The sequence below is a fragment of the Winogradskyella poriferorum genome, assembly GCF_036553625.1.
Taxonomy (GTDB): domain Bacteria; phylum Bacteroidota; class Bacteroidia; order Flavobacteriales; family Flavobacteriaceae; genus Winogradskyella; species Winogradskyella poriferorum.
Window position 1 is genome coordinate 470606 of the sequence record NZ_JAZHOU010000002.1, and the last position, 23985, is coordinate 494590.

Below are 23985 nucleotides of genomic sequence, written 5' to 3' on the forward strand. Positions count from 1 at the left end.
TTTATTATTTGTGCAATTATTAGTTTGAATTAATATAAATTTCTTAAAATATTAATAGTTATAATTCGTAATTATCAAATAAATTGAGTTTAAATTGCATGTATATTGCTAAATTAATATATTTATGCTAAATTAATATATATGAAAATAAACCTTTGTCCAAATTGTGGTTCTAACAGTTATGTAAAAAGTGGTATTGTTAACGATAGACAACGTTACAAGTGTAAATCTTGCAATTATTATTTTACGGTAAACAAGCTAGGAAAAAAAATTGATGATTACTATGTTAATAAAGCGTTACAACTGTATTTGGAAGGGCTAACTTATCGTGAAATTGAACGAATCTTAGGAATATCACATGTCAGTATTATGAACTGGGTTAAGAAGTATAATATTAAACGCCCTTACAATTCAAAATACCATCCAACCTATAAGATTCTTAATGCAGAGGAGCTTTCGTTGTTCTTTTCAAATGCTAAAAATTTATCTGGAGCAGGAGCGTTGGTAACTGAGCTTGGTGATAAATTTATGGTCATAAAATGGGAGCGTTTTAGAGATTAGGTATATAAAATTACCACAAATATATATTAACTTTTTTTTTAGAGATTGTTTTTTCGAGTTTAGTAGTGCACACAAAACCAATGTTTAACTAACTAAACAACTAATCTTTTATGAAAAAACTTAATTGTATCATAGTGGTTCTTTCACTATGTTTTTTTTCTGGATTTTCTCAGTCTGAAACCGAGTCTGGTTATGGGAAAGGTTACAGAATTAATTTTAACGACGATGGTACCAAGTACATGAGATTTATTTCTTGGGGACAATTCTGGGCTCAGTATAATGACGATGCACCAGATGGTACCGAAAAACTTGCACTTAGTGTAAGAAGAGCTAGAATACTAAGCTGGATTAAATTTAGCGATAGATTTTCAATGGTTGCCCATTTTGGACTTAATAGTCTTAATGGCAATAACACAGGACCAGTAGGTAAAGATCCAAGTGCTCAGTTATTTTTCCATGATTTTTGGGGAGAATATAAAGTAACAAAAGACTTTTATGTTGGAGCAGGACTTCATTATTGGAATGGTATTTCTCGTCTCAATAACCAAAGTACATTAAACATGTTAACGCTAGATAATAATAGGTCTTCTTGGTCTACTATTGGACTTTCAGATCAGTTTGCGCGTCATATAGGTGTATATGTAAAAGGTAAATTTAACAAACTTCAGTATAGATTTGCTTTAAATGAAGCAAATACAAACACCTTAGATAATGACGGTACACCTAGAGATGTAGGTTCTGCCACAGTGTATAGAGGTAGAGAAGTTTTAGGTTCTGAAGAAGCAGGTAAAGTCATTCAAGGTTATGTAGATTATAACTTTTTAGACCAAGAATCTAATGCTTTACCTTACAAAGTTGGTACGTATATGGGGAGTAAAAAAGTATTCAATGTTGGAGCGGGTTTCTTTAGTCACCCAAGTGGTGTTGTATTGCCAAATGGAGAAGGTGATGACGTTTTCTTATTTGCGGCAGATGCCTTCTATGATGCGCCTTTAGGAGATAACGGTTCAGCTATTACAGCATATGCAACATATCAAAATAATGATTATGGCGAAGATTTTTTCTTGGGACCTTATGCAACAGGTAATATGATTTACGGTCACGTAGGTTATGTGCTTCCAGGTGATAAAACAAAAACTAGATTTCAACCTTATTTAGCATACTCTACAAGAAGTATTGATGCGATTGATGATAATGCTAATCAGTTTAAGCTAGGAGCCAATATCTTCTTTACAGGTCACCATTCTAAACTAAGTTTTGATTATACAAATGACAAAGTTGGTGATGGAGATGCAACAGGAGTATTTACTGTTCAGGCTATGATCTTTTTATAAAATCCTGATTTTAACTATAACTAAATAAACAAATCAATTATGTCAGAAAAACAAAAAAATGCATCTGCGTATTGGAAGGAAAATGTAAAGTACCTTTCTATACTTCTAATCATTTGGTTCATTGTTTCCTATGGTTGCGGTATTCTTTTTAAAGACGCTTTAAATGAAATAAAGCTTGGTGGGTTTAAACTAGGGTTCTGGTTTGCTCAGCAAGGCTCTATTTACGTATTCGTAATTCTCATATTCGTATACGTTAGAATAATGAATAAACTAGATAAAAAATATGGTTACGACGAATAGTCTTAACTAATAACCAAAAAATAAAAATTATGAGTGTACAAACTTGGACATGGATATTAGTAGGCGTTACGTTCGCACTATATTTCGGAATTGCAATTTGGGCCAGAGCAGGCTCTACAAAAGAATTTTATGTTGCTGGTGGTGGCGTTTCTCCACTTGCAAATGGTATGGCAACAGCAGCAGACTGGATGTCAGCTGCATCATTTATCTCAATGGCAGGTATTATTTCATTTACAGGCTATGATGGATCGGTTTACCTTATGGGTTGGACAGGTGGCTATGTTTTACTTGCCTTGCTACTCGCACCTTACTTAAGGAAATTTGGGAAATTTACAGTGCCAGATTTTATTGGAGACAGATATTACTCTAACACAGCAAGAACTGTAGCTGTAATATGTGCATTATTAGTGTCCTTTACTTATGTGGCAGGACAAATGCGTGGAGTAGGAGTTGTGTTTTCTCAATTTTTACAAGTTGATATAAACATAGGTGTTGTTATCGGTATGGCTATTGTACTTGTGTTTGCATTTTTAGGAGGAATGAAGGGAATTACCTATACGCAAGTTGCGCAATACTGTGTTTTAATTTTTGCATTTATGGTACCTGCATTCTTCATTTCTATGCAGATGACAGGAAATATTATTCCACAAATAGGAATGGGAGGTGAGATTGAAAATGGAACACCTCTTTTAGAACATCTTGATCAATTGCATACAAAACTAGGGTTTAAAGAATATACAAGTGGAACAAAATCGACTTGGGATGTATTTGCAATTACACTAGCTCTTATGGTTGGTACTGCTGGTTTACCACACGTAATTGTGCGTTTCTTTACAGTACCTAAAGTAAAAGATGCGCGTAAATCGGCAGGTTTAGCATTGTTATTTATTGCTATACTTTATACAACAGCACCTGCAATTGCAGTATTTGCAAGAACAAACTTAATTGAAACTGTAAGTAATACTGAATATACTCAACTTCCGGATTGGTTTAAGAATTGGGAGGACACAGGTTTAATTGCTTGGTCAGATAAAAATGGAGATGGAAAAATTCAGTATGTCGCAGGTAATGCTTTAGATGGAAAACCTGCATATACAGGTGAAGCGAATGATTCAAGCGCAAGAGGAGCACATGGTGAACGATTGGTTTCAAATGCCAATGCTGATGCAAATGAACTTTATGTAGATAGAGATATTATGGTGTTGGCAAATCCTGAAATTGCTAAACTTCCTAATTGGGTAATTGCTCTAGTTGCAGCTGGTGGACTAGCTGCAGCATTATCTACAGCGGCTGGACTGTTGCTGGTAATTTCTACATCCATATCTCATGATTTGATAAAGAAGCAAATAAAACCAGATATTTCAGATAAAGGTGAGCTGATGTGGGCAAGAATATCTATTGTATTTGCAGTTGTAATTGCAGGTCTTGCAGGTATAAAACCGCCTGGTTTTGTCGCCGCGGTCGTCGCCTTGGCCTTTGGATTAGCAGCGGCTTCATTCTTCCCAGCAATTATATTAGGAATATTTGATAAACGCATGAATAAACAAGGAGCCATAGCTGGTATGGTAGTTGGTATTTCGTTAATGTTGTTCTACATGATTAGATACAAGACAGGATTAATTGGTGTAATGGATGCAAGACCGTCAAGCGAATGGTGGTTTGGTACTTCTCCAGAAGGTTTTGGTACCATAGCTATGCTTGTAAATGTTGTCGTCTCTGTAGTTGTCTCTCGTATGACTCCAGCACCACCACAGCATGTACAAGATATTGTGGAAAACATAAGAATTCCATCTGGCGCAGGAGAAGCGCATAGTCATTAATTGACAAAGTTTTATTAGTTAAAAAAACAGTGTTGTATTTGCAACACTGTTTTTTGTATTTTAGTTATCTATGAAAAAAAGGCATGAACAAAAGTTAGTTATACTTTCAATTACAACTTTGGCGATACTAAATGTTCCATTTTTACTGATATTTAATCATAATGGTCATGTGTTTGGTATTCCTACATTTTATTTTTCCATTTTTTCCATTTGGTTGATGGTTATAGTGGTGTCTTACGTTGTTTTAAAACGTCATTATGAGTAATTACGTTTTATTTACAATAATCGTTATCTATTTAGCTGCATTATTTTTTATTGCTTATGTGGCAGAGAAGAATTCTAAAAGTAAATGGGTAAATAATTCTGTAGTATATACATTGTCTTTGGCGGTATATTGTACGGCTTGGACCTATTATGGTAGTATTGGTATTGCAGCTAACTCTGGTGTTAATTTTCTTCCTATTTATTTGGGGCCAGTGATTGCAGCACCACTTTGGATTGTGTTAATGAGAAAAATTGTAAGAATCTCAAAGCAACACAAGATTAGCTCTATAGCAGATTTTATTTCACTGCGCTATGGTAATAATAGATTTTTAGGCGCTTTAGTTACCATTGTCTGTTTAATGGCTATTGTGCCTTATATTTCTTTGCAGTTAAAAGCAGTTTCAGAAACCTTTCAAATTCTTTCAGACGATACCAGTTATGTAGCGACTTCGGTGTATGATGATTCAACGTTCTATATAGCATTGTTACTAGCGGTTTTTGCAACGTTTTTTGGAACGCAAACTACAGATGCCTCAGAAAAGCACAAGGGAATTGTAATGTCTGTTGCTTTTGAGTCTGTATTAAAACTTGTCTTCTTCTTATTTGTTGGTATATATGTAACCTATATTTTATTTGATGGTACAGAAGATATTTACACAAAAATGTCTGCTGCTGAAAATTTTGAGTCATTAATTACTATCAATGGTTTTGAAGGAGGGTTTAACTGGTTATATACAATAATGTTGTCTTTTATGGCAATATTTTTATTACCGAGACAATTTCAGGTTTCTGTGGTTGAAAACGTTAGAGAAAAGCATTTAAAAAATGCTATCTGGATGTTTCCTTTATACCTTCTATTGTTTAATGTTTTCGTCATCTTTATTGCTTGGGCTGGTAACTTAACCATTGGTAATACAGTTCAGGCAGAATACTATGCGTTGTTATTGCCATTGCAAAACGGAAACACTTTTTTGTCTGTATTAGTATTTTTAGGCGGTTTTTCAGCGGTAATTTCTATGGTTGTAGTTGCAACATTAGCGTTATCTACTATGGTGAGTAATAATTTGGTAATACCTTATGGTTTTCTAGATTATTTTATAAAAAGTCACCCAGAGAGAAATGCTAAATACATAAAGAATATAAGGCGTATTTCAATTTTTCTAATCATCATTAGCGCTTATGCGTTTTATGTAAATTTCTCTTTTGAGTTGTCCTTGTACTCTATTGGTTTAATGGCGTTTGTAATTATAGCTCAGCTAGCTCCTTCTTTTTTTATCGGTTTGTTTTGGAACAGAGGCTCGTCTAAGGCAACAATAGCCGGAATCATTTCAGGTATAGCTGTAGTTTTTTATACGTTAATACTTCCATTTTCTATTCATGCTTTAAATGGTTCTGACGATTTAGTGCAATATGGTTTTGCAGGTATAGAGATTTTAAAACCACATGCTTTATTCGGAATTGATTTTTTAAGTCCTCCTGCACATGCGTTTTTTTGGAGTCTACTCGTTAATTTATTTTGTTATATGACATTTTCTGTGATAAAAAAGGGAAATTATAGAGAACGTAATTATGCAGAAATGTTTGTGGATAGTAAAAATTATACCGACTTACAAGATGGAGCGCTGGTTTGGAAAGGTGAGGCATACGTTGCAGATATTAAGAAGGTTCTGGTTAAATTTTTAGGAGAGACTAGGACAGAGCGTGCTTTAAATTTGTTTTTTAGAAAATACGACCTGCCACTAGATACTCAAATGGCAGATGCAAGATTGATTAACTTCTCTGAAAAATTACTAACAGGAAGTATCGGTAGCGCTTCAGCTAAAATATTAATTGCTAGTGTAGTTAAAGAAGATGAGGTAAGTCTGGTTGAGGTACTTAAGATACTAGAAGAGTCAAAGGAAACAATTGCTAGAAATAAACTGCTAAGAGAAAAATCGAATGAGCTTACAAAGCTTACAAATCAATTAAAAGATGCTAACGAAGAGTTAATTGAAAAAGACAAACAAAAGGATGAATTCCTAGATACAGTGGCTCATGAGTTAAAAACACCTATTACAGGTATTAGGGCAACAACAGAGCTTTTGATGGACGATGACGACGATATGCCTTTAGAAATAAAAACACAATTTCTAAAAAATATGCTTCAAGATAGTGACAGACTTTCTAGGTTAATTCATAATATTTTAGATTTCGAAAAGCTTTCAAAAGGTCGTACGCAGTTAAATATTAAGAGCTATAATATTAGAAATACTATTCAGAAAACGGTAGATAGCTTAAAGCACATTGCAGATAAAAAACAAGTTGAAATTATCATTATAAATCAAGGTGATCTTACAGTAGAGTATGATGAAGATCGTATAGTGCAGGTATTAACTAACCTAATATCTAACGCTATTAAATTTTGTGATGTTAAAAAAGGTGTAATTATAGTAGATTATAAATTTGATTTAGGATATTTGGAAGTAAGTATAATGGATAACGGTAAGGGAGTCCCAGAGCAAGATTTACCTTTTATTTTTGATAAATTTTACCAGTCAAAAAATCAAAATATCCAAAAACCCGAAGGGAGTGGTTTGGGATTAGCAATTTGCAAACAAATTGTAGAAAATCACAACGGAAATATATGGGTTAAAAACAATGAAAAAAGTGGTGCAACCTTTGGTTTTAAGCTACCTTTTAAGTAAATTGTCAACGTGTTCGAAGAATGAAGAAAATTGTTATCGTCGATGACGAACCAAATATAGTAATGACATTAGAATACACTTTTAAAAAGCATGATTTTGAAGTGTATATTGCAAGAGATGGAAGCGAAGCTTTAGAGATTTTGCAAAGTGTAATTCCTGATGTTATTATGTTAGATGTTATGATGCCGAATGTTGATGGTTATCAAACACTTAAATCTATAAAAGAGAATGATCAGTTAAAAGATACTAAAGTGGTGTTTTTAACTGCAAAGAATAAAGCTTCAGATATTGAAAAAGGCTTAAAACTTGGAGCAGATAAATATTTAACAAAGCCCTTTTCAGTAAAAAAAATAGTTTCAGAAATTAATGAGCTTATAGCTTAATAGTTTCACTTAGTTAAACTTTGGTTTTGTGTGCAAAAAGAAACAATGTTTAATTAAAGTAAAACAAGATGAAACGCATACGTATCAATGCTTTAGCGTCTGATATTATTATTAGTATTTACGTTATAGTAACTTTATATTTCCGTTTTAAACTAGAGAGTAAAACCACCACAAGCCCTTTTGAATCTGTTATAATGGGTGTTTGTTTTGTAGTAATAATTTGGGCTTTGATAAAGTTAAAAGTACTTAACCCTAATTGGTTTGGTTTATTTAATTCCAAAAAAGGTTAATTATGAATTATCAAGAATTTTATCAGGAAAGCATTGTTAGTCCAGAGAATTTTTGGAAAAAGCAAGCTCAACAATTAGAATGGTTTAAATATCCAAAAACAATTTTATCTAAAGATAATCACGATTACTATCAGTGGTTTGAAGATGGGCAACTTAACCTAAGTTATCTATGTATAGATAAACATATCAAAGATGGATTTGGTGAGCAGAATGCAATTATTTACGATTCTCCGGTTACTAATACAAAACAGTATATTACGTTTAATGAACTTCATAAAGAAGTTTCTAAATTAGCAGGCGGACTGCAAGAATTAGGCCTTTCAAAAGGTGATACATGTATTATATACATGCCAATGATTCCGCAAGCACTGTATGCAATGTTGGCATGTGTAAGAATCGGTGTAATTCATTCTGTAGTTTTTGGAGGTTTCGCACCTCATGAGTTGGCAATTCGTATTGATGATTGTAAGTCTAAAGCAGTGATTACAGCGTCTCACGGTATAGAGATTAGTCGAATTATTCCTTATAAGCCTTTTGTAGATGAAGCTATTAATCAGGCCGAACATAAACCAAGTCGAGTTATTGTTTTTGACAGAGAACAGAATGTGGAAATTCCCGTAAAGGACTACGACGTAGATTATAAAAATCTTGTAAAAAACGCACCTTCTATAGATGCAATAGCACTGCCAGCAAATCATCCATCATATATTCTGTATACTTCAGGAACCACAGGAAAACCAAAAGGTATTATTAGAGATACAGGTGGATATGCTACCGCTTTAAAATTCTCTATGAAATATGTTTATGGAGTTGCAGAAGGCGAAACGTATTGGGCAGCAAGTGATGTTGGTTGGGTTGTTGGTCATAGTTATATCGTTTATGGTCCTTTGTTAAATAGAAATACAACTATTCTTTTTGAAGGTAAACCAATAAAAACACCAGACGCCTCAACGTTTTGGAGAGTCATTAGTGAGCATAAAGTAAAAGTGATGTTTACAGCGCCAACAGCTATAAGAGCCATAAAAAAAGAAGATCCTGAAGGCGATTTTATAAAAAAATATGATTTATCCTGTTTAAAGTATCAATTTTTAGCAGGCGAACGTTGTGATGTTGCAACATTGCGTTGGACAGAGCAACATTTACGTGTTCCGGTAGTAGATCATTGGTGGCAAACCGAAAGCGGTTGGCCAATGCTTGCAAACATGGTTGGTGTTCAGTTACAAGAGGTTAAACCAGGTTCAGCAAGTTTACCCGTTTGCGGCTATGATATTCAAATTTTAAATGAAGAAGGACACGAAGTAGAAGCTGGAGTAGAAGGATTGGTAACTGCAAAATTGCCATTACCACCAGGAACTTTAATGAATCTTTGGGGAAACCCACAGCGTTTTAAATCGGGTTATTTAGATAAATTTCCTGGGTATTATTTCTCAGGAGATGGTGGTTACAAGGACGAAGATGGCTACATATTTATAACAGGTCGCGTTGATGATATTATAAATGTTGCAGGGCATAGATTATCTACTGCTGAAATGGAAGAGGTTGTAGCCTCCAATAAATCTGTTGCAGAATGTGCTGTTTTTGGAGTGCATTGTGATATTAAAGGTCAAAAACCATTAGGTTTAGTAGTTTTAAAATCTGGTATCAATACTAATTATACTGCAATTCAAAAAGAAATTATTCAAGATGTTCGTAAAGAAATAGGCGCTGTAGCTTCGTTTAAAGATGTACTAGTTGTTAACCGATTACCAAAAACCCGAAGTGGTAAAATTCTTCGGAAATTATTACGAAATATAGCAGACGAGCAGCAATATAATATACCATCAACTATTGACGATGTTACGATTATAGATGAAATAAAATCTATTTATGAAACGCATCATATTGGGATTCATTAATTCTCAATTCAATATTCTTTAGCTTATTTCTCAAACAGACTAAAAATATCAAATTGAGTGATTTGTAAAGTAAGAATAAGTTGTACCGAGATGAATTTAAAAAGAAAAAAATAAATTTAAAGTAAAATAACATATATCAATTATGAGTAATTATCATATAAAACACTTAGAGGAATATTACCAAGTTTATCGCAAATCCGTAAGAAATCCTGAGGTTTTTTGGGAAGAAATAGCTGAAGAACATTTTTTATGGCGAAAAAAATGGGACAATGTTTTAAGTTGGGACTTTACCAAACCAGAAGTAAAATGGTTTGAAGGAGCACAACTAAACATTACCGAAAACTGTATAGATAGACATTTATACACAAGAGGAGATAAAACAGCAATTATTTTTGAACCTAACGATCCAACAGAAAAAGCTGAAAATATCACCTACCGTCAATTACATGAGCGTGTTTGTCGTATGGCAAATGTGTTAAAAGATAAAGGCATTGGTAAAGGTGATCGTGTTTGTATTTATTTACCAATGATTCCAGAATTAGCCATTTCTGTATTGGCTTGTGCACGTATTGGTGCAATACATTCTGTGGTCTTTGCAGGATTTTCATCTACAGCATTAGCAACGCGTATCAATGATTCAGAATGTAAAATGGTCATCACTAGCGACGGTTCTTATCGTGGTGCAAAAACCATAGACTTAAAAGGCATTGTAGATGAAGCATTAGAAGAGTGTGATTGTATAGATAGTGTTTTGGTTGCAAAACGTATCAATAGTGAAATAAATATGAAAGATGGTCGCGATCATTGGCTAAAACCCTTGCTTGATGAGGCTTACCATGACTGTGTACCAGAAATAATGAATGCTGAAGATCCGTTATTTATCTTATATACTTCAGGCTCTACAGGAAAACCAAAAGGTATGGTACACACTACAGCAGGATATATGGTCTATACAGCATACACGTTTAAAAATGTGTTTCAATATCGCGAAAAAGATGTGTATTGGTGTACAGCAGATATAGGTTGGATTACAGGACACAGTTATATCGTTTACGGACCATTATGTAATGGTGCAACAACAGTTATGTTTGAAGGAGTACCAAGTTATCCAGACTTTGGTCGTTTTTGGGATATTGTAGAAAAACATAAAGTCAATCAATTTTATACAGCTCCAACAGCCATTCGTGCATTAGCAAAAGAAGGTGTAGACCATTTAGAAAAGCACGATTTATCATCTTTAAAAGTGTTAGGAACTGTTGGAGAACCAATAAATGAAGAAGCTTGGCATTGGTACGATGATAACGTAGGAAAGAAAAAAGCACCAATTGTGGATACTTGGTGGCAAACCGAAACAGGCGGAATTATGATTACACCAATAGCATTTGCGACTCCAACAAAACCAACCTATGCAACGCTTCCTTTTATTGGTATTCAACCAGCCTTAATGGATGAAAACGGACAAGAAATTAAAGGGAATCAAGTAGATGGTAGACTTTGTATAAAATATCCTTGGCCTAGTATGGCGCGAACTATTTGGGGAAATCATCAGCGTTATAAAGACACGTATTTCTCTGCTTATGATAATAAATATTTTACTGGTGATGGCGCATTAAGAGATGAGGTGGGTTATTACCGTATTACAGGACGTGTGGATGATGTGATAATCGTATCTGGTCATAATCTTGGTACTGCACCAATAGAAGATGCTATTAATGAGCATCCAGCAGTAGCAGAATCTGCTATAGTTGGATTCCCTCACGATATTAAAGGAAATGCATTATATGGTTATGTAACCTTGAAAGAAACAGGCGAAAGTCGTAATCATGATAACTTACGTAAAGAGATTAACCAATTAATTACAGAACAAATAGGACCTATTGCTAAGTTAGATAAAATTCAGTTTACTGCAGGACTACCAAAAACACGAAGCGGAAAAATTATGCGTCGTATTTTACGTAAAATAGCAGGTAAAGACACTAGTAATCTAGGTGATACAAGTACTTTGCTAAATCCAGAAGTAGTACAAGATATTATGGATAATGCATTGTAAATTATTTAAAAATTAAGAATTCATAAAAAGCATCGAGACATTCAGTTTTGATGCTTTTTTATTTCAACACTTTGTTATCTTCGCTCTAAATAAAAACTATTTTATGCTTAAAGCAGTGTTATTCGATATGGATGGTGTTATTGTAGATACAGAACCTTTGCACCGAAAATCCTATCATAAAATGTTTGACGATATTAATATTAATGTAGGTGAAGATTTATATGCGTCTTTTACAGGACAGTCCACCATTAATATCTGCAAGCGTTTGGTAGACCATTTTAATTTGAATGAAACACCAGAGCATTTAGTCAGTTTGAAGCGTAAACACTATAAAATATTTTTTGAAAACGATGATTTAGATCTTATTGATGGTGTTTTAGAAAGAATACAAGATTATTATAATAATGGTGTGAAATTGGTAGTAGCGTCTTCGGCTTCAATGCCTGGAATAAAGCAAATTTTTGAACGTTTTGACCTCAATCAATATTTCAGCGCTAAGTTTAGTGGTGCAGATTTAAAAAAGTCAAAACCACATCCTGAAATCTTTCTAAAAGCAGCAGAATCTACAGGCTTCGACAAGTCAGAGTGTATGGTTATTGAAGATTCTACAAATGGAATAAAGGCAGCGCATTCTGCAGGAATTTATTGTGTAGGTTTTAAAAGTCCACACTCAAGTCATCAGGATTATAATTTAGCGAATAAGGTTATAACTAACTTTTCTGAGATAAGTTATTCTAAAATGGTTGATGTTTGGTAGCTTATTTGCTGTATTTTTTCTGTAATTCATCTACAACACTCGCAATTTTATCATCCATTTGTTTTGAAAGAATTACCGTTGGCTTAGCTTGTCTAACTTCGCAATTAGAAATAGCACAGCGCTCGCACGTAACACCAACATCCGTCTTTTTAATGGACTTACTTTCTGCAAAAGCTACTTTTCGTTTAAACTGATTGTTAATCTGTATACCCACGCAAACACTTCTATATTGGTCAGCAACAAAAGGATCTGCTGTTGCAGACGATAGTATTAAATAACTTTTGTCTTCACTTGGGTAGTTTGAGATTTGAATATCAAATTCGTGAGCATTTCCGGAATTACTAATTTCTTTTAAAACCCTCAAGGATGCCCAGCGTCTGCAATAATGTTCATCAGATTCATTCGCGTGAGGCGATTGTTGTTTAGACAAGTGAAGTTCTTTATTTAATACAAAATCGTCAGTTCCTTTTTGATGAGAAAATCTTAGAAAAAATAGACTTTTAAGATTAAATTCTTTAGGAAGAATATTTGTTAATCTATGATAAACAGATTCTGGCGAAGCATTGTAATTGTTTATTATACGCTCAAAATCTTTAGATTTAAAAGATTTTTTAGAAAATAAATCTTTTAAGTCATCCATCAGTCTTGCTTTAGGAATAACCAAAGCACCAGCAAAGTATGATGCGTAAAAGTTATTTAGGACTTGATCAAAATTTTCAAATTTTATCCAAGAAAATGTGTAAAGACGTTCTTTTATTTTTAAATAATTATACGCTATTTCCTTGGCATATATAAAGGATTTTTGTGCATCATCTATATGTTTGGCAAGAAGAAGCGTTTTAGTTTTTGGAACAAAAACCGAACGCAAATTCTTTAATTCTGTATGTGATTCTAATTCGGTAGAATTGATGCTATAACCATATTCCTCAACCAGTATTTCCTCTAGGTCTTCAGATTTTACAGGTGCCTTAAGATTAACTTGATAGGTTTTGGCAAAACTTAAAACGGCATTTTCTAAGTCATCAAAATAATTATTGTTGGCTTCTTGAAACGATCGAACAGAAGCCAAATAAAAACTTTCTTTACTAAAATTGTAATTCTTGGCAATATCAATAATTGTACTAATAAAAGCGGTAACCTTAGATGGTGCATTAGATATAATATCTATCATCGTACTCTCTTGTATGCCGAACAATTCCAAAGGAATTTCTTTTAATATTTTAGATTGAAGGATTTCGCCAATAGGAGCAAGGTTTTTATCTAATTTAAGAGATACCATTTCGTCATAAGGTACCTCTAGCTTTTCTGAAAGCTGAGCAATCTTGTCGGGTTTTGGATATTTTTTTCCTTTTTCAATTTCGTTTAAATATGATTTTGAAAGCCCTGTAAGTTTTGATAGACCAAATAAGGATAGCTCTTTATCTGTACGGATTTGCTTAAGTTTTAATCCAAAAATTAATTTGATATAATCTTGTTCCATATTGCAAATATACTATAATCTGCGAATTTTGCATTTTGGCGAAAAAATATAAAATAGCGAACGTTCGCTTGTTTTTTTCAAAAATTGATTGTAACATTGTTTCATCAAAACAAAATGATATGGAAACTTCAATTACAACAGATCAAAAAATTAAGTTCAGTGATAGTGTAAAAAATTATTATCCAGAAATTTTAACAGATGATGCTTTGGTTTTTCTTTCAGCTTTGCATGAAAAGTTTAACGCGTCACGATTAGAATTACTGCAGCGTAGAGAAAAACAGCAGTCGGTTTTCGATAGTGGAAAGTTTCCATCGTTTCCAATTGAAACAAAAGACATTAGAGATTCAGACTGGATCGCAGCACCAATACCTGAAGATCTACAAGACAGACGTGTGGAAATCACTGGTCCTGTTGACCGTAAAATGGTTATAAATGCACTCAATTCTGGTGCTAAAACTTTTATGGCAGATTTTGAGGATAGTAATGCGCCAAGTTGGACAAACAATATGGATGGTCAAATCAATCTTAGAGATGCCAACACTAAAACTATTGAGCTTGTTGATGAGGCTAGAGGTAAGCACTACAAGTTAAATGAGGAAACAGCAGTACTCTTAGTAAGGCCAAGAGGTTTACATCTTAACGAGCGTCATTTATTGGTAAACAATAAAGAGATGTCTGGTAGTTTGGTAGATTTTGGATTGTATGTGTTTCATAATACTAAAACCTTGATGGAAAATGGTTCTGCACCATATTTTTATCTGCCAAAATTAGAGCACTATTTAGAAGCACGTTGGTGGAATGCCGTTTTTGAATTTGCACAGGCTTATCTCGGTGTGCCACAAGGAACCTTTAAGGCAACCTTACTTGTAGAAACAATTACGGCAAGTTTTCAGTTAGATGAATTTATTTACGAATTAAAAGACCATATCGTTGGGTTAAACTGTGGCCGTTGGGACTATATCTTTTCATACATCAAAAAGTTTAGAAATCACGATGGTTTTGTGGTGCCAAACAGAGACCAAGTAACAATGACAACGCCTTTTATGGCTGCGTATTCTAATTTGGTAATTCAACGTTGCCATAAAAGAGGCATTCACGCAATGGGCGGAATGGCAGCACAAATTCCGATTAAAAATAATCCTGAAGCCAATAAAGCAGCACTAGAAAAAGTACGGTTAGACAAAGAACGTGAAGCAAAAAATGGTCACGATGGTACTTGGGTAGCGCATCCAGCTTTGGTTGAGGTAGCAATGAAAGAATTCGATAAGTATATGCCAACGCCAAATCAAATCTTCAAAAAACGTGAAGACATTACAGTAACCGAAGCTGATTTGGTAGAGTTGCCACAAGGCACAATTACCGAAGCTGGCGTTAGAAAAAATATCAATGTTGGTATACTTTATATGGAAGCTTGGCTACGAGGTTATGGTGCAGTTGCGCTTTACAATTTAATGGAAGATGCAGCCACTGCAGAAATATCCAGAACCCAAGTATGGCAATGGTTAAAGAACGAAGCGTTTTTGGAAGATGGACGTCAATTTACTAAAGCCTTATTCGATGAAATTTTTGATGATGAAGTTGAAAAAATCATAAGAGAAGTAGGCGAGGGCAAGATAAAAAACACAAAGTTCTGTGATGCTATCAACCTTTTCAAAAAACTAGTAACACAAGAAAAGTTTGAAGAGTTTTTAACGCTTTCAGCCTACAGACAAATCTAAATTTAACGTCACATCGAGTGTCCTGACCGTAAGTCAGGATGTATCGAGATGCATTCAAACTAATAACAAAAAAATAATCCCGCTAATGCGGCAACATTAAACGGGATTCATATTAAATCTAATATATCATTAATACATTTCAAAATTATGAAAAATTTACCACAAAGTAACTATGCTTCTGCTTTGGAAACTGTAAAGGATTTAAAAGCAAAATTTGGTAACAATTGGGCAGCAATTAATCCAGAAAATGCTGCAAGAATGGCAACTCAAAATCGTTTTAAAACAGGTTTGGATATTGCAAAATATACAGCAGCCATAATGCGTCAGGATATGGCAGACTACGATGCTGATTCGTCAAACTATACACAATCATTAGGTTGCTGGCACGGTTTTGTGGCGCAACAGAAAATGATTGCAGTAAAGAAACACCACAAAACAACGAGCAAACGCTACTTATACTTATCTGGTTGGATGGTTGCAGCATTACGTTCAGAATTTGGACCATTACCAGATCAATCTATGCACGAAAAAACGGCTGTACCAGCATTAATTGCTGAGATTTACGATTTCTTGCGTCAAGCAGATGCTATTGAACTTAATGATTTATTCAGAAGACAAGCCAATGGCGAAGATGTTCAAAACGAGATAGATAATTTTGAAACACATATTGTACCAATCATAGCAGATATCGATGCTGGTTTTGGTAATGAAGAAGCGACGTATTTATTGGCGAAAAAGATGATTCAAGCGGGTGCTTGTGCTATTCAGATCGAAAACCAGGTTTCTGATGCTAAACAATGTGGTCATCAAGATGGAAAGGTAACCGTTCCGCATGAAGATTTTATAGCTAAGTTGAATGCTGTGCGTTATGCATTTTTAGAATTAGGTGTAGATGATGGTGTTATTGTGGCTCGTACAGATTCGGAAGGTGCAGGATTAACACAAAAACTGCCTGTAAGTAAAGAGCCAGGCGATTTGGCTTCAAAATATTTAGCTTTTGTAGATGCTGAAGAGGTTACAATGGATGAGGTAAAAGAAGATGAAGTGTTATTGAAGCGTGATGGCAAACTCGTAAGACCAATTAGATTGCCAAATGGGTTGTATAAATTCAAAAATGGTTCTAACATCGATAGAGTAGTGCTAGATTGTATTACAAGCTTACAAAATGGTGCAGATTTATTGTGGATTGAAACACCAACACCAAACGTAAAGCAAATTGCACATATGGTAAATCGCGTTCGTGAAGTGGTACCAAGTGCTAAGTTGGTTTATAATAATTCGCCATCATTCAACTGGACGTTGAATTTCCGTAAGCAGGTATTTGAAGAAATGTTAGCAGAAGGCGAAAATATGACAGCTTACGACAGAAATAACCTTATGAATGCTGAATATGATGGTACAGAATTATGCCACAGAGCCGATGAAAAGATTAAGACATTCCAGATAGATGCTGCTAGAGAAGCTGGTATTTTCCATCACTTAATCACGTTGCCTACATACCATACCACAGCATTGCATATGAATGATTTAACCGAAGGTTATTTTGGTAAAGATGGGATGTTGGCTTACGTAAGAGATGTGCAGCGTCAAGAAATAAGAAAAGGTGTGTCTTGTGTAAAACACCAAAGAATGGCTGGCTCTGACCTTGGTGATGACCACAAAACATTCTTTGCTGGAGATAAAGCTTTAAAAGCAGGAGGAGCTAAAAACACCTCTAATCAGTTTGAAGCTAAAGGCAATGAAGTTAAGACAAAAAAGAAATTAGGTATAGTGGCTTAATAAGCTTGATAATACAGTTAGTTTTACAATAATCAATTGTTTTATTAATTTAGTTAGGAGAAAACACATCCGTTATTGGATGTGTTTTTTTATTTTAACATTTTGAAGATTAGCGATTTAATTTGCTTTTAGACGTTTGTTTTTTAAGTTCTAGGTATTTAAACAAGTAATATTACACTTAGTCTAAATTATTAATATTCTGTTTAAATTTTGATTTCTTTTGATATGCTATTAATTACCCCAAACAATTATAAACTTTGCGATTTAAATTTCTCTATATATTGTTTTTTGTATTATCGAATCCAGTTCTTAATGCGCATGGTGATTTACACAAACGAATATTAAACGTTACTGAAGAGATTCAGAAAAATCCTGATAGCGCTAATCTATATTTTAAAAGGGGTAAGCTTTACTACCAACATAATAACTATACTAATAGCTTAAAAGATTTTAAGTATTCAAAAGAATTGGGACTAGAGTCCGTAGCGCAGGATTTCTACATAGCTAAAAGTAATTATCATCTTGAAAATTATTTTGATTGTAAAAAAAACATCAAAAAGATATTGAGAGAAGATTCGAATAACAGCAGTGCTTTGAAATTACTAGCTGATATTTACTTTAAGAAAGGGAAATATAAAAAATCTGCAAAACTATATGACGAAGTAATACGAAACTCTGAGGTTACTTATCCTGAGCAATATTTATATGCTTCAAAGGCTTGGTATGCTACAAACAATAAGCGAGGAAGAGAGCGTTCACAATCTATACTAATTGAAGGAATTGAAAAATTGGGTGATATTGTTGTCTTGTATGATAAGTTGGTTTCAAATTATGTAGATATAAAAGATTTTAATTCAGCAGTAAAATTTCAAAATAAAGTAATTCAAATAAGCAATAGAAAGGAACGTGCTTATTTAGAACTTGCTAACATACAAATTCAACAAGGAAAACTTAAGGAAGCAGAACTCTCAATTATAAAAGCAGAAGAAAACTATAAGAAACTGCCTTATAGAATTAGAAATACAATATTTATGAGGGAATTTTATTCAGAATTAAAGACTAAAAAAATCGAGCTTAAAAACTAAAAATAGATGAAAAAGAGTTACACATTTTTACTTTTATTACTTATGGTATTGCCTCTTTTTGGGCAAACAATAATAAGGTTACCGTATCTTCAAAAGGGTACTGAAACTGGTGTTACCATCAAATGGAGAACTGATGTAGATGATACCTCTGTAGTTGAATATAGCACAGATGTAACATTTGCAACGTATTCAACATTGAGTGATGCGACTTTAAAAACAGATCATGAAATAGATATTACAGGTTTAGTACCGGGAACAGTGTACTATTATAGAATAGGGACAGGAGGTAGTTTATTGTCAAGTTCTGCAGATATTTATTTTAAAACGCATCCTACCTTAGGTTCAACAGATCCTTATACTTTTTGGATTCTTGGGGGCATTGGGAAAGCTCGCTTTAGCTCCAATGCAGCCGTAACTGCAGAAGTGAGGGATGCATTTTATTCTTATATAGGAAATAATAAATTAGATGGTATTATGTTAACAGGTGATAATGCCGATTCTCATGGTACAGATATACAATATCAACAAAGTTTATTTGATACGTATTCTGATAAAGTTCAGAATTCTATAGTATGGTCGACAATAGGTAACATAGATGGTAAGTATATAAATTCAGGATCGAGTATAGTAGGTGCATACTATGATATTTTTTCTTTTCCAACAGCAGGCGAATCAGGAGGTGTAGCATCAGGAACAGAATCTTATTATTCTTTTGATTATGGAAATATTCACTTTATTGTTTTAAACTCTTTTGAGGAAGATAGATCTGTAGGTGCAGCAATGTATAATTGGGCTTTAAATGATATTCAAAATACAACTCAGCAATGGATTATTGGATTATGGCATCATCCTCCATATTCTAAAGGTTGGCATACTTCTGAGGGATTACAATATGCTGGTGATCCTGCTGAAATTGAGCTAATAGAAATGCGTGAAAATATTATACCAATGCTAGAGGCGAATGGAATAGATTTGGTAATAGCAGGTCATAGTGAATCTTATGAAAGGTCATATTTTATAAATGGTCATTATGGAGAATCAGCATCTTTCGATTTTGCTACACATGCAGTTGGCCCTAATGGAGACGGAGATGGTAAGCCAAATGGTGATGGTGCATATAGTAAAAGTAGTGTAGGTGAAAACGCTGGATTAGGAACAGTATATTCTGTAAATGCAACTGCATCTCGTATTGCTAATGGTACTTTTGATCATAATGCAATGTATTATGGTGTAAAACAATATGGGACAGGTGTGTTAGAAATTGATGGAAACAACCTTTCAATGAAATTTTTAAATAGATATGGTGTTATTGAAGATAGTTTTGCTATCCATAAAGGACCAGACTATGTATATGATAATGGTTGGCAAGATGGTAACGATCCTAATGGAGTAGCTACAGATTTAGAAGATTTAGTTGTAGTTTCTGGAGATGCAAACATATCAGCAAGTACGACATTTAATACAGTTACCGTAAATCCAGAAGGAAATCTAATTGTAGATCCTAGTGTAACTTTAACGGCTAAGAGTATTATTCTAGAGTCAGATTCTGATTCTTATTCAAGTTTATTACCTTCTTCTACAAGTTCTATCGTGGGTAGAGCGAGATATAAAAGGTTTGTAAACCAAATAGGTACAGCCGCTGGTAGTGGTAATGATCTTGTATCCTCTCCATTAACTGAAGGAACAATGGAGGTTTTTAGTGATTTTGCTGACTGGAATAAAAATATTGCAGCACTAAATAATATCAGGGCTTTTGCACCATATAATAATGTTTCAGGAAATTATGAAAACTATGATATAGTAGTGAATGAAACTACACCACTTGAAGCAGGTAAAGGTTATAGAGCAGCGACAGTAGACGGAAGTCCTGTTGTTTTTACAGGTGCTGTTAATGTAGGAAATGTGAATACGACGATATCTGCAGGATCTGCTAGTTCATGGAATTTAGTGGGTAATCCTTACACAAGCTACATCGATGCTCAAACATTTATTAGTGAAAATGGTTCGTCTGGTAATGATGTTTTAGATTCTAATTATAATGCTATTTATGGTTATAATGCAGGTACAGATGGTTCGGGTATATGGACAATTATAAACAATGTTCAAAATGTAGGAAAAAATATTGCACCTGGCCAAGGGTTTTACGTTTTCTCAAACGGAACAGGTGGTGTGGATAATTTGTCTTTTACGCCTGCTATGAGAACAACTGTAGGTAATGATGATTTTATTTTAGGTAGAAATAATTCAATTTCTCATATGAGTTTGAGAATTCAAAATTCAGCTAATAATTACGATACTGATTTTTATTTTTCAGATAATTGCTCTTCTGGTTTAGATATTGGCTATGATGCAGGATCTTTTGATGCCAGTGATGCTGAATTCTCATTATTTTCTCATTTAGTTACTGATAATGTTGGAGTAGATCTAGCCATTCAATGTTTGTCTTTTGATGATATAGAAAATATTGTAGTGCCTTTAGGTATGAATGCTTCTACAGGAGATACTATTAGTGTTAATATACAAGAGAGTGATTTATCAGAGGATATTAATATTTATCTAGAAGATAACTTAGATAATACTTTTACTTTACTAAATTCCAATACCTATAGTTTTACTGCGATAGAGGATTTAGAAGGTACAGGTAGATTCTTTTTACATTTTTCACCTTCAACCTTATCTATTGATGATAATGTGGTTAATGGATTGGAAATTTTTACAAGTACTAATCCTAACTACTTAAATATTAAGGGTAAATTGAATGGACCTTCACAATTAGATCTTTATGATGTGCAAGGTAGATTGGTGTTAACCAAAACATTGGAAAGTGGAAGCAATACAAACTCTATAAGTGTTGATTCTTTGCATGCTGGTGTTTATGTTGTGAAACTTAGCGTTTCTGGCGTTGTAAGAACGGAAAAAGTGATCATTAAATAATAAATTAATTAACCAATCAAAAAAAACACATCTATTTAGATGTGTTTTTTTGTTTCTGCGAACTACAGTTATATTAATCCAATACGATTGTTAGGTTTTTTGAGTGCTTTAAAATTTAGCTTAGAGTTTGTGTTTAATTTTGAAATAAGTTTTAGAAACAATAAAGCGGTGATATAAGCGTCACCAGAAGCTGTATGTCTGTCGTGCATAGGAATTTTAAAAAGGTTAGAAAGTTCGTCTAGTCCAAAATGTGTTTTGCTTTTATCTAGCTCTGTTTTCTTAAAAATAGAACCAGTATCTAGTACTCTGTTTTTTAGTTTTGGTAATTCTAATCTTGAAAGAGCAGCATTAATCATGGCAACATCAAAAGCAGCATGATGAGCAACCAAAACAGCATTTTCTATATATTTCAAAAAGAGTTTTATTGCTTCAGTTTCTTCAACCTTAATAAGTTTACCTTCTTTTAATAAACCATGTATTTTTACAGTATCTGCATTAAATTTATCTTGTTTTAGATACAACTCTAGTTGGTCAGATACTTTAATTTTTAAGTCTTTTATAGCTACACAGCCTATTGATAAAATCCTGTCATTTTTAGTATCTAAACCAGTGGTTTCAGTATCAAAAACAACAAATCTAATGTCTTTTAGGTTTTGCTCTTCAGTTCTTTGGAAAGTGTTCAGATACGTTTTCCAAAATTCAGGATACGATTTTCGTTTAAACCAATTCATTTTAAAGTATTTGAGATAATTTAAAACGGAGTTTAATAAGCTCCTGAACTTCTTTAATGGCTTTAAAACTTCGTTTTAGTTGCAAGCGATTTCCTTTATCTAAGGATTCTAAATCTATAAATCTACCTGAATCATTATGTCTTAGACCTTGTTCTGTTCTAAAGGTTAAAAGGTTTTTATAAGCTTCTATACAAAACAAATAAGTGTCTTTGTTTTGTGGTTCTAATTCTACGAGTTTTTCAAAGCGTTCTATAGTGTTATTTACAGCTTTTATATTGTGAGAAAGAATTAATAATCGTGCTGCATCTACCAGCGGCATCATAGCACGAGCTTTTATATCAAACTGGTCTTTATGTTCGCCGTCATCTTCTACTAGGAACTGTCTAAAAAAGCTTAATGGTGGTGGATTTTGCATCGCATTTCTTCCTAAATACGTTAAAAAGATGTCATAACTATCAATACTCATAAAGATGCTTTCAGATAGTTGATTTACAAGTTCTATATCGCCATAAACATGTTCATAATCAAAGAAAATAGTGCAGAGCATAAGGTTATCTTGGTCTGGAGTAGTAATCCAACTATTGAATTGTTGAGACCATTCTGAAACCGATTTGCACCACTTTGGGTTATTGGCCATCATCTTTGCTGGGCATAATTCAAAACCAACTGTTTCTAACCCTTTGTTTATGTAATCTGATAATGTTAGAAAGTATGATTTTACACTGTTATAACTTTTCTCATCTATATTTTCAAATACAAGTGCATTATCTTGGTCTGTCATTAGTAATTGTTCTTGCCGACCTTGGCTACCAATAGCTAACCATGCGAATTTAGCAGGTGGTTTACCATTCATTTTTGCAATAGAAAACTCAATGATTTTTTGAGTTATGGCATCATTTATTGCAGATACCAACCTTGAAATAAAGTCTATAGGAATATCTTGTTCTAAATAACGTGTTAATAGTTTTTCTGTACGTTGTCTTATATCTCTGAGTTGCTCTGCAGAACGACTTCTTTTAATTTCTTTTATTAATGCTGAAGCATTATTCTCTCTGAGAACAATTATGTCATGTTCAGAAAGTATTCCTGTTAGCTCTGAATCGTTTGTACCATCTTTAGTAATGCATAAATGTGTAATTTTATGTTTTAGCATTGCTATTTGAGCTTCTGCAACAGTAATGGTTTCAGGATAAGTGATTACAGGTGAAGACATTATGCTAGAAACCGAATCTTCTATAGAATGTTTGCCAGTTGCGATTTTTGTTCTTAAATCTTTGTCTGTAATAATTCCAATAGGCTTCTTGTTGTTTACAATAACAATAGAACCTACGTGCTTTTCAGTCATAATACTTGCAGCTTCACTTATTTTGGTGTCAATTCCACACACAATAGGGTTTTTAGAGTAATCCGCAGTTTGTAAGTATGTATATTCAGATGAGTTTTGAAGTGTTTTTAAAAAATCGTCATCATCAGGATTTTTTCCTCGAGTGTTAGAAACAAAACTGGCCATTAGAAACTGACTTGCATCTACATTGGCAGTAATATATGTTTCTAGGTTTTCAAGAGAAATACTGTATATAACGCTCTCTTCAATTGCTTTAGCATTAAGTTTGTATTTTCCTTTGCGGAGTAGTGCTCTAAGACCAAAAATATCGCCTTCGTCGCATTTATCTACTAGATTATTATTTGCTCTGTAAAGACCTATTGCGCCATCTCTAACTACATAAAAGTTATTAGCTATAGGTTGTTCAATCTCAAAAAGAAGTTGATCATTCTCTAAATAAATAACATCAACTGATTTTGAAACAGATAAAAGTTGTTCTTTGGTTAGTAAACTAAAAGGAGGAAAACCTTTTAAATAGTCATAAATGCGCTCTGCAATGGTATTCATGTAAGCAATTTAACTAAAAAATGACCTTT

17 protein-coding genes are annotated in these 23985 nt (G+C 33.5%); 14 read left to right on the forward strand and 3 right to left on the reverse strand.

Annotated features, from left to right (window positions below):
- Nucleotides 1-141 precede the first annotated feature (141 nt).
- The 10 genes from V1468_RS08340 to V1468_RS08385 all read left to right on the forward strand — a co-directional run bounded on the left by V1468_RS08340 (nt 142) and on the right by V1468_RS08385 (nt 12338).
- Entirely contained in the window at nt 142-561 is a 420-nt protein-coding gene (locus tag V1468_RS08340; RefSeq protein WP_331809781.1) for an IS1/IS1595 family N-terminal zinc-binding domain-containing protein, read from the forward strand.
- 110 nt (nt 562-671) lie between these two features.
- Nucleotides 672-1895, forward strand: a complete 1224-nt coding sequence (locus V1468_RS08345) for a hypothetical protein (RefSeq protein ID WP_331809782.1) — start codon at nt 672-674, stop codon at nt 1893-1895.
- A 39-nt stretch (nt 1896-1934) separates the two neighbouring features.
- Nucleotides 1935-2195, forward strand: a complete 261-nt coding sequence (locus V1468_RS08350; RefSeq protein ID WP_331809783.1) for a DUF4212 domain-containing protein — start codon at nt 1935-1937, stop codon at nt 2193-2195.
- 29 nt (nt 2196-2224) lie between these two features.
- Nucleotides 2225-4015, forward strand: coding sequence for a sodium:solute symporter family protein (locus tag V1468_RS08355; protein WP_331809784.1), 1791 nt, complete (start codon nt 2225-2227; stop codon nt 4013-4015).
- Between the two features lie 257 nt (nt 4016-4272).
- On the forward strand, nt 4273-6963 hold the full coding sequence (locus V1468_RS08360; protein WP_331809785.1) for a sensor histidine kinase: 2691 nt from the start codon (nt 4273-4275) through the stop codon (nt 6961-6963).
- 20 nt (nt 6964-6983) lie between these two features.
- Nucleotides 6984-7346: a response regulator transcription factor gene (locus V1468_RS08365; protein ID WP_331809786.1), complete on the forward strand. Its 363-nt coding sequence runs from the start codon at nt 6984-6986 to the stop codon at nt 7344-7346.
- Between the two features lie 68 nt (nt 7347-7414).
- Entirely contained in the window at nt 7415-7636 is a 222-nt protein-coding gene (locus tag V1468_RS08370) for a hypothetical protein (RefSeq protein WP_331809787.1), read from the forward strand.
- A gap of 2 nt (nt 7637-7638) precedes the next feature.
- Entirely contained in the window at nt 7639-9531 is a 1893-nt protein-coding gene (locus V1468_RS08375) for an acetate--CoA ligase (protein ID WP_331809788.1), read from the forward strand.
- A gap of 142 nt (nt 9532-9673) precedes the next feature.
- The gene (acs, locus tag V1468_RS08380; RefSeq protein WP_331809789.1) at nt 9674-11581 is read left to right on the forward strand and encodes an acetate--CoA ligase; all 1908 of its coding nucleotides are present in this window, start codon (nt 9674-9676) and stop codon (nt 11579-11581) included.
- A gap of 103 nt (nt 11582-11684) precedes the next feature.
- On the forward strand, nt 11685-12338 hold the full coding sequence (locus V1468_RS08385) for an HAD family hydrolase (RefSeq protein WP_331809790.1): 654 nt from the start codon (nt 11685-11687) through the stop codon (nt 12336-12338).
- Nucleotide 12339: 1 nt separating this feature from the next.
- Here V1468_RS08385 and V1468_RS08390 read toward each other — a convergent pair whose 3' ends face one another.
- On the reverse strand, nt 12340-13818 hold the full coding sequence (locus tag V1468_RS08390; RefSeq protein ID WP_331809791.1) for a helix-turn-helix domain-containing protein: 1479 nt from the start codon (nt 13816-13818) through the stop codon (nt 12340-12342).
- 119 nt (nt 13819-13937) lie between these two features.
- Here V1468_RS08390 and aceB point away from each other — a divergent pair, with 119 nt between their 5' ends.
- The 4 genes from aceB to V1468_RS08410 all read left to right on the forward strand — a co-directional run bounded on the left by aceB (nt 13938) and on the right by V1468_RS08410 (nt 21334).
- Nucleotides 13938-15536 (forward strand): malate synthase A, encoded by a 1599-nt coding sequence (gene aceB, locus V1468_RS08395; RefSeq protein WP_331809792.1) that lies wholly within the window; start codon nt 13938-13940, stop codon nt 15534-15536.
- A gap of 147 nt (nt 15537-15683) precedes the next feature.
- The gene (locus tag V1468_RS08400; protein ID WP_331809793.1) at nt 15684-17315 is read left to right on the forward strand and encodes an isocitrate lyase; all 1632 of its coding nucleotides are present in this window, start codon (nt 15684-15686) and stop codon (nt 17313-17315) included.
- A gap of 281 nt (nt 17316-17596) precedes the next feature.
- A complete protein-coding gene (locus tag V1468_RS08405; protein ID WP_331809794.1) occupies nt 17597-18400 on the forward strand; it encodes a tetratricopeptide repeat protein in 804 nt (267 codons plus the stop codon).
- A gap of 6 nt (nt 18401-18406) precedes the next feature.
- Entirely contained in the window at nt 18407-21334 is a 2928-nt protein-coding gene (locus tag V1468_RS08410; protein WP_331809795.1) for a fibronectin type III domain-containing protein, read from the forward strand.
- 68 nt (nt 21335-21402) lie between these two features.
- On the opposite strand, the gene V1468_RS08415 is transcribed toward V1468_RS08410, so the two are convergent.
- Both V1468_RS08415 and V1468_RS08420 read right to left on the reverse strand, forming a co-directional pair.
- Nucleotides 21403-22065 carry a 3'-5' exonuclease gene (locus V1468_RS08415; RefSeq protein ID WP_331809796.1) on the reverse strand — a complete coding sequence of 221 codons (663 nt, stop codon included), beginning with the start codon at nt 22063-22065 and terminating at the stop codon, nt 21403-21405.
- Nucleotide 22066: 1 nt separating this feature from the next.
- On the reverse strand, nt 22067-23956 hold the full coding sequence (locus tag V1468_RS08420) for a DUF294 nucleotidyltransferase-like domain-containing protein (RefSeq protein ID WP_331809797.1): 1890 nt from the start codon (nt 23954-23956) through the stop codon (nt 22067-22069).
- Nucleotides 23957-23985: the final 29 nt, after the last annotated feature.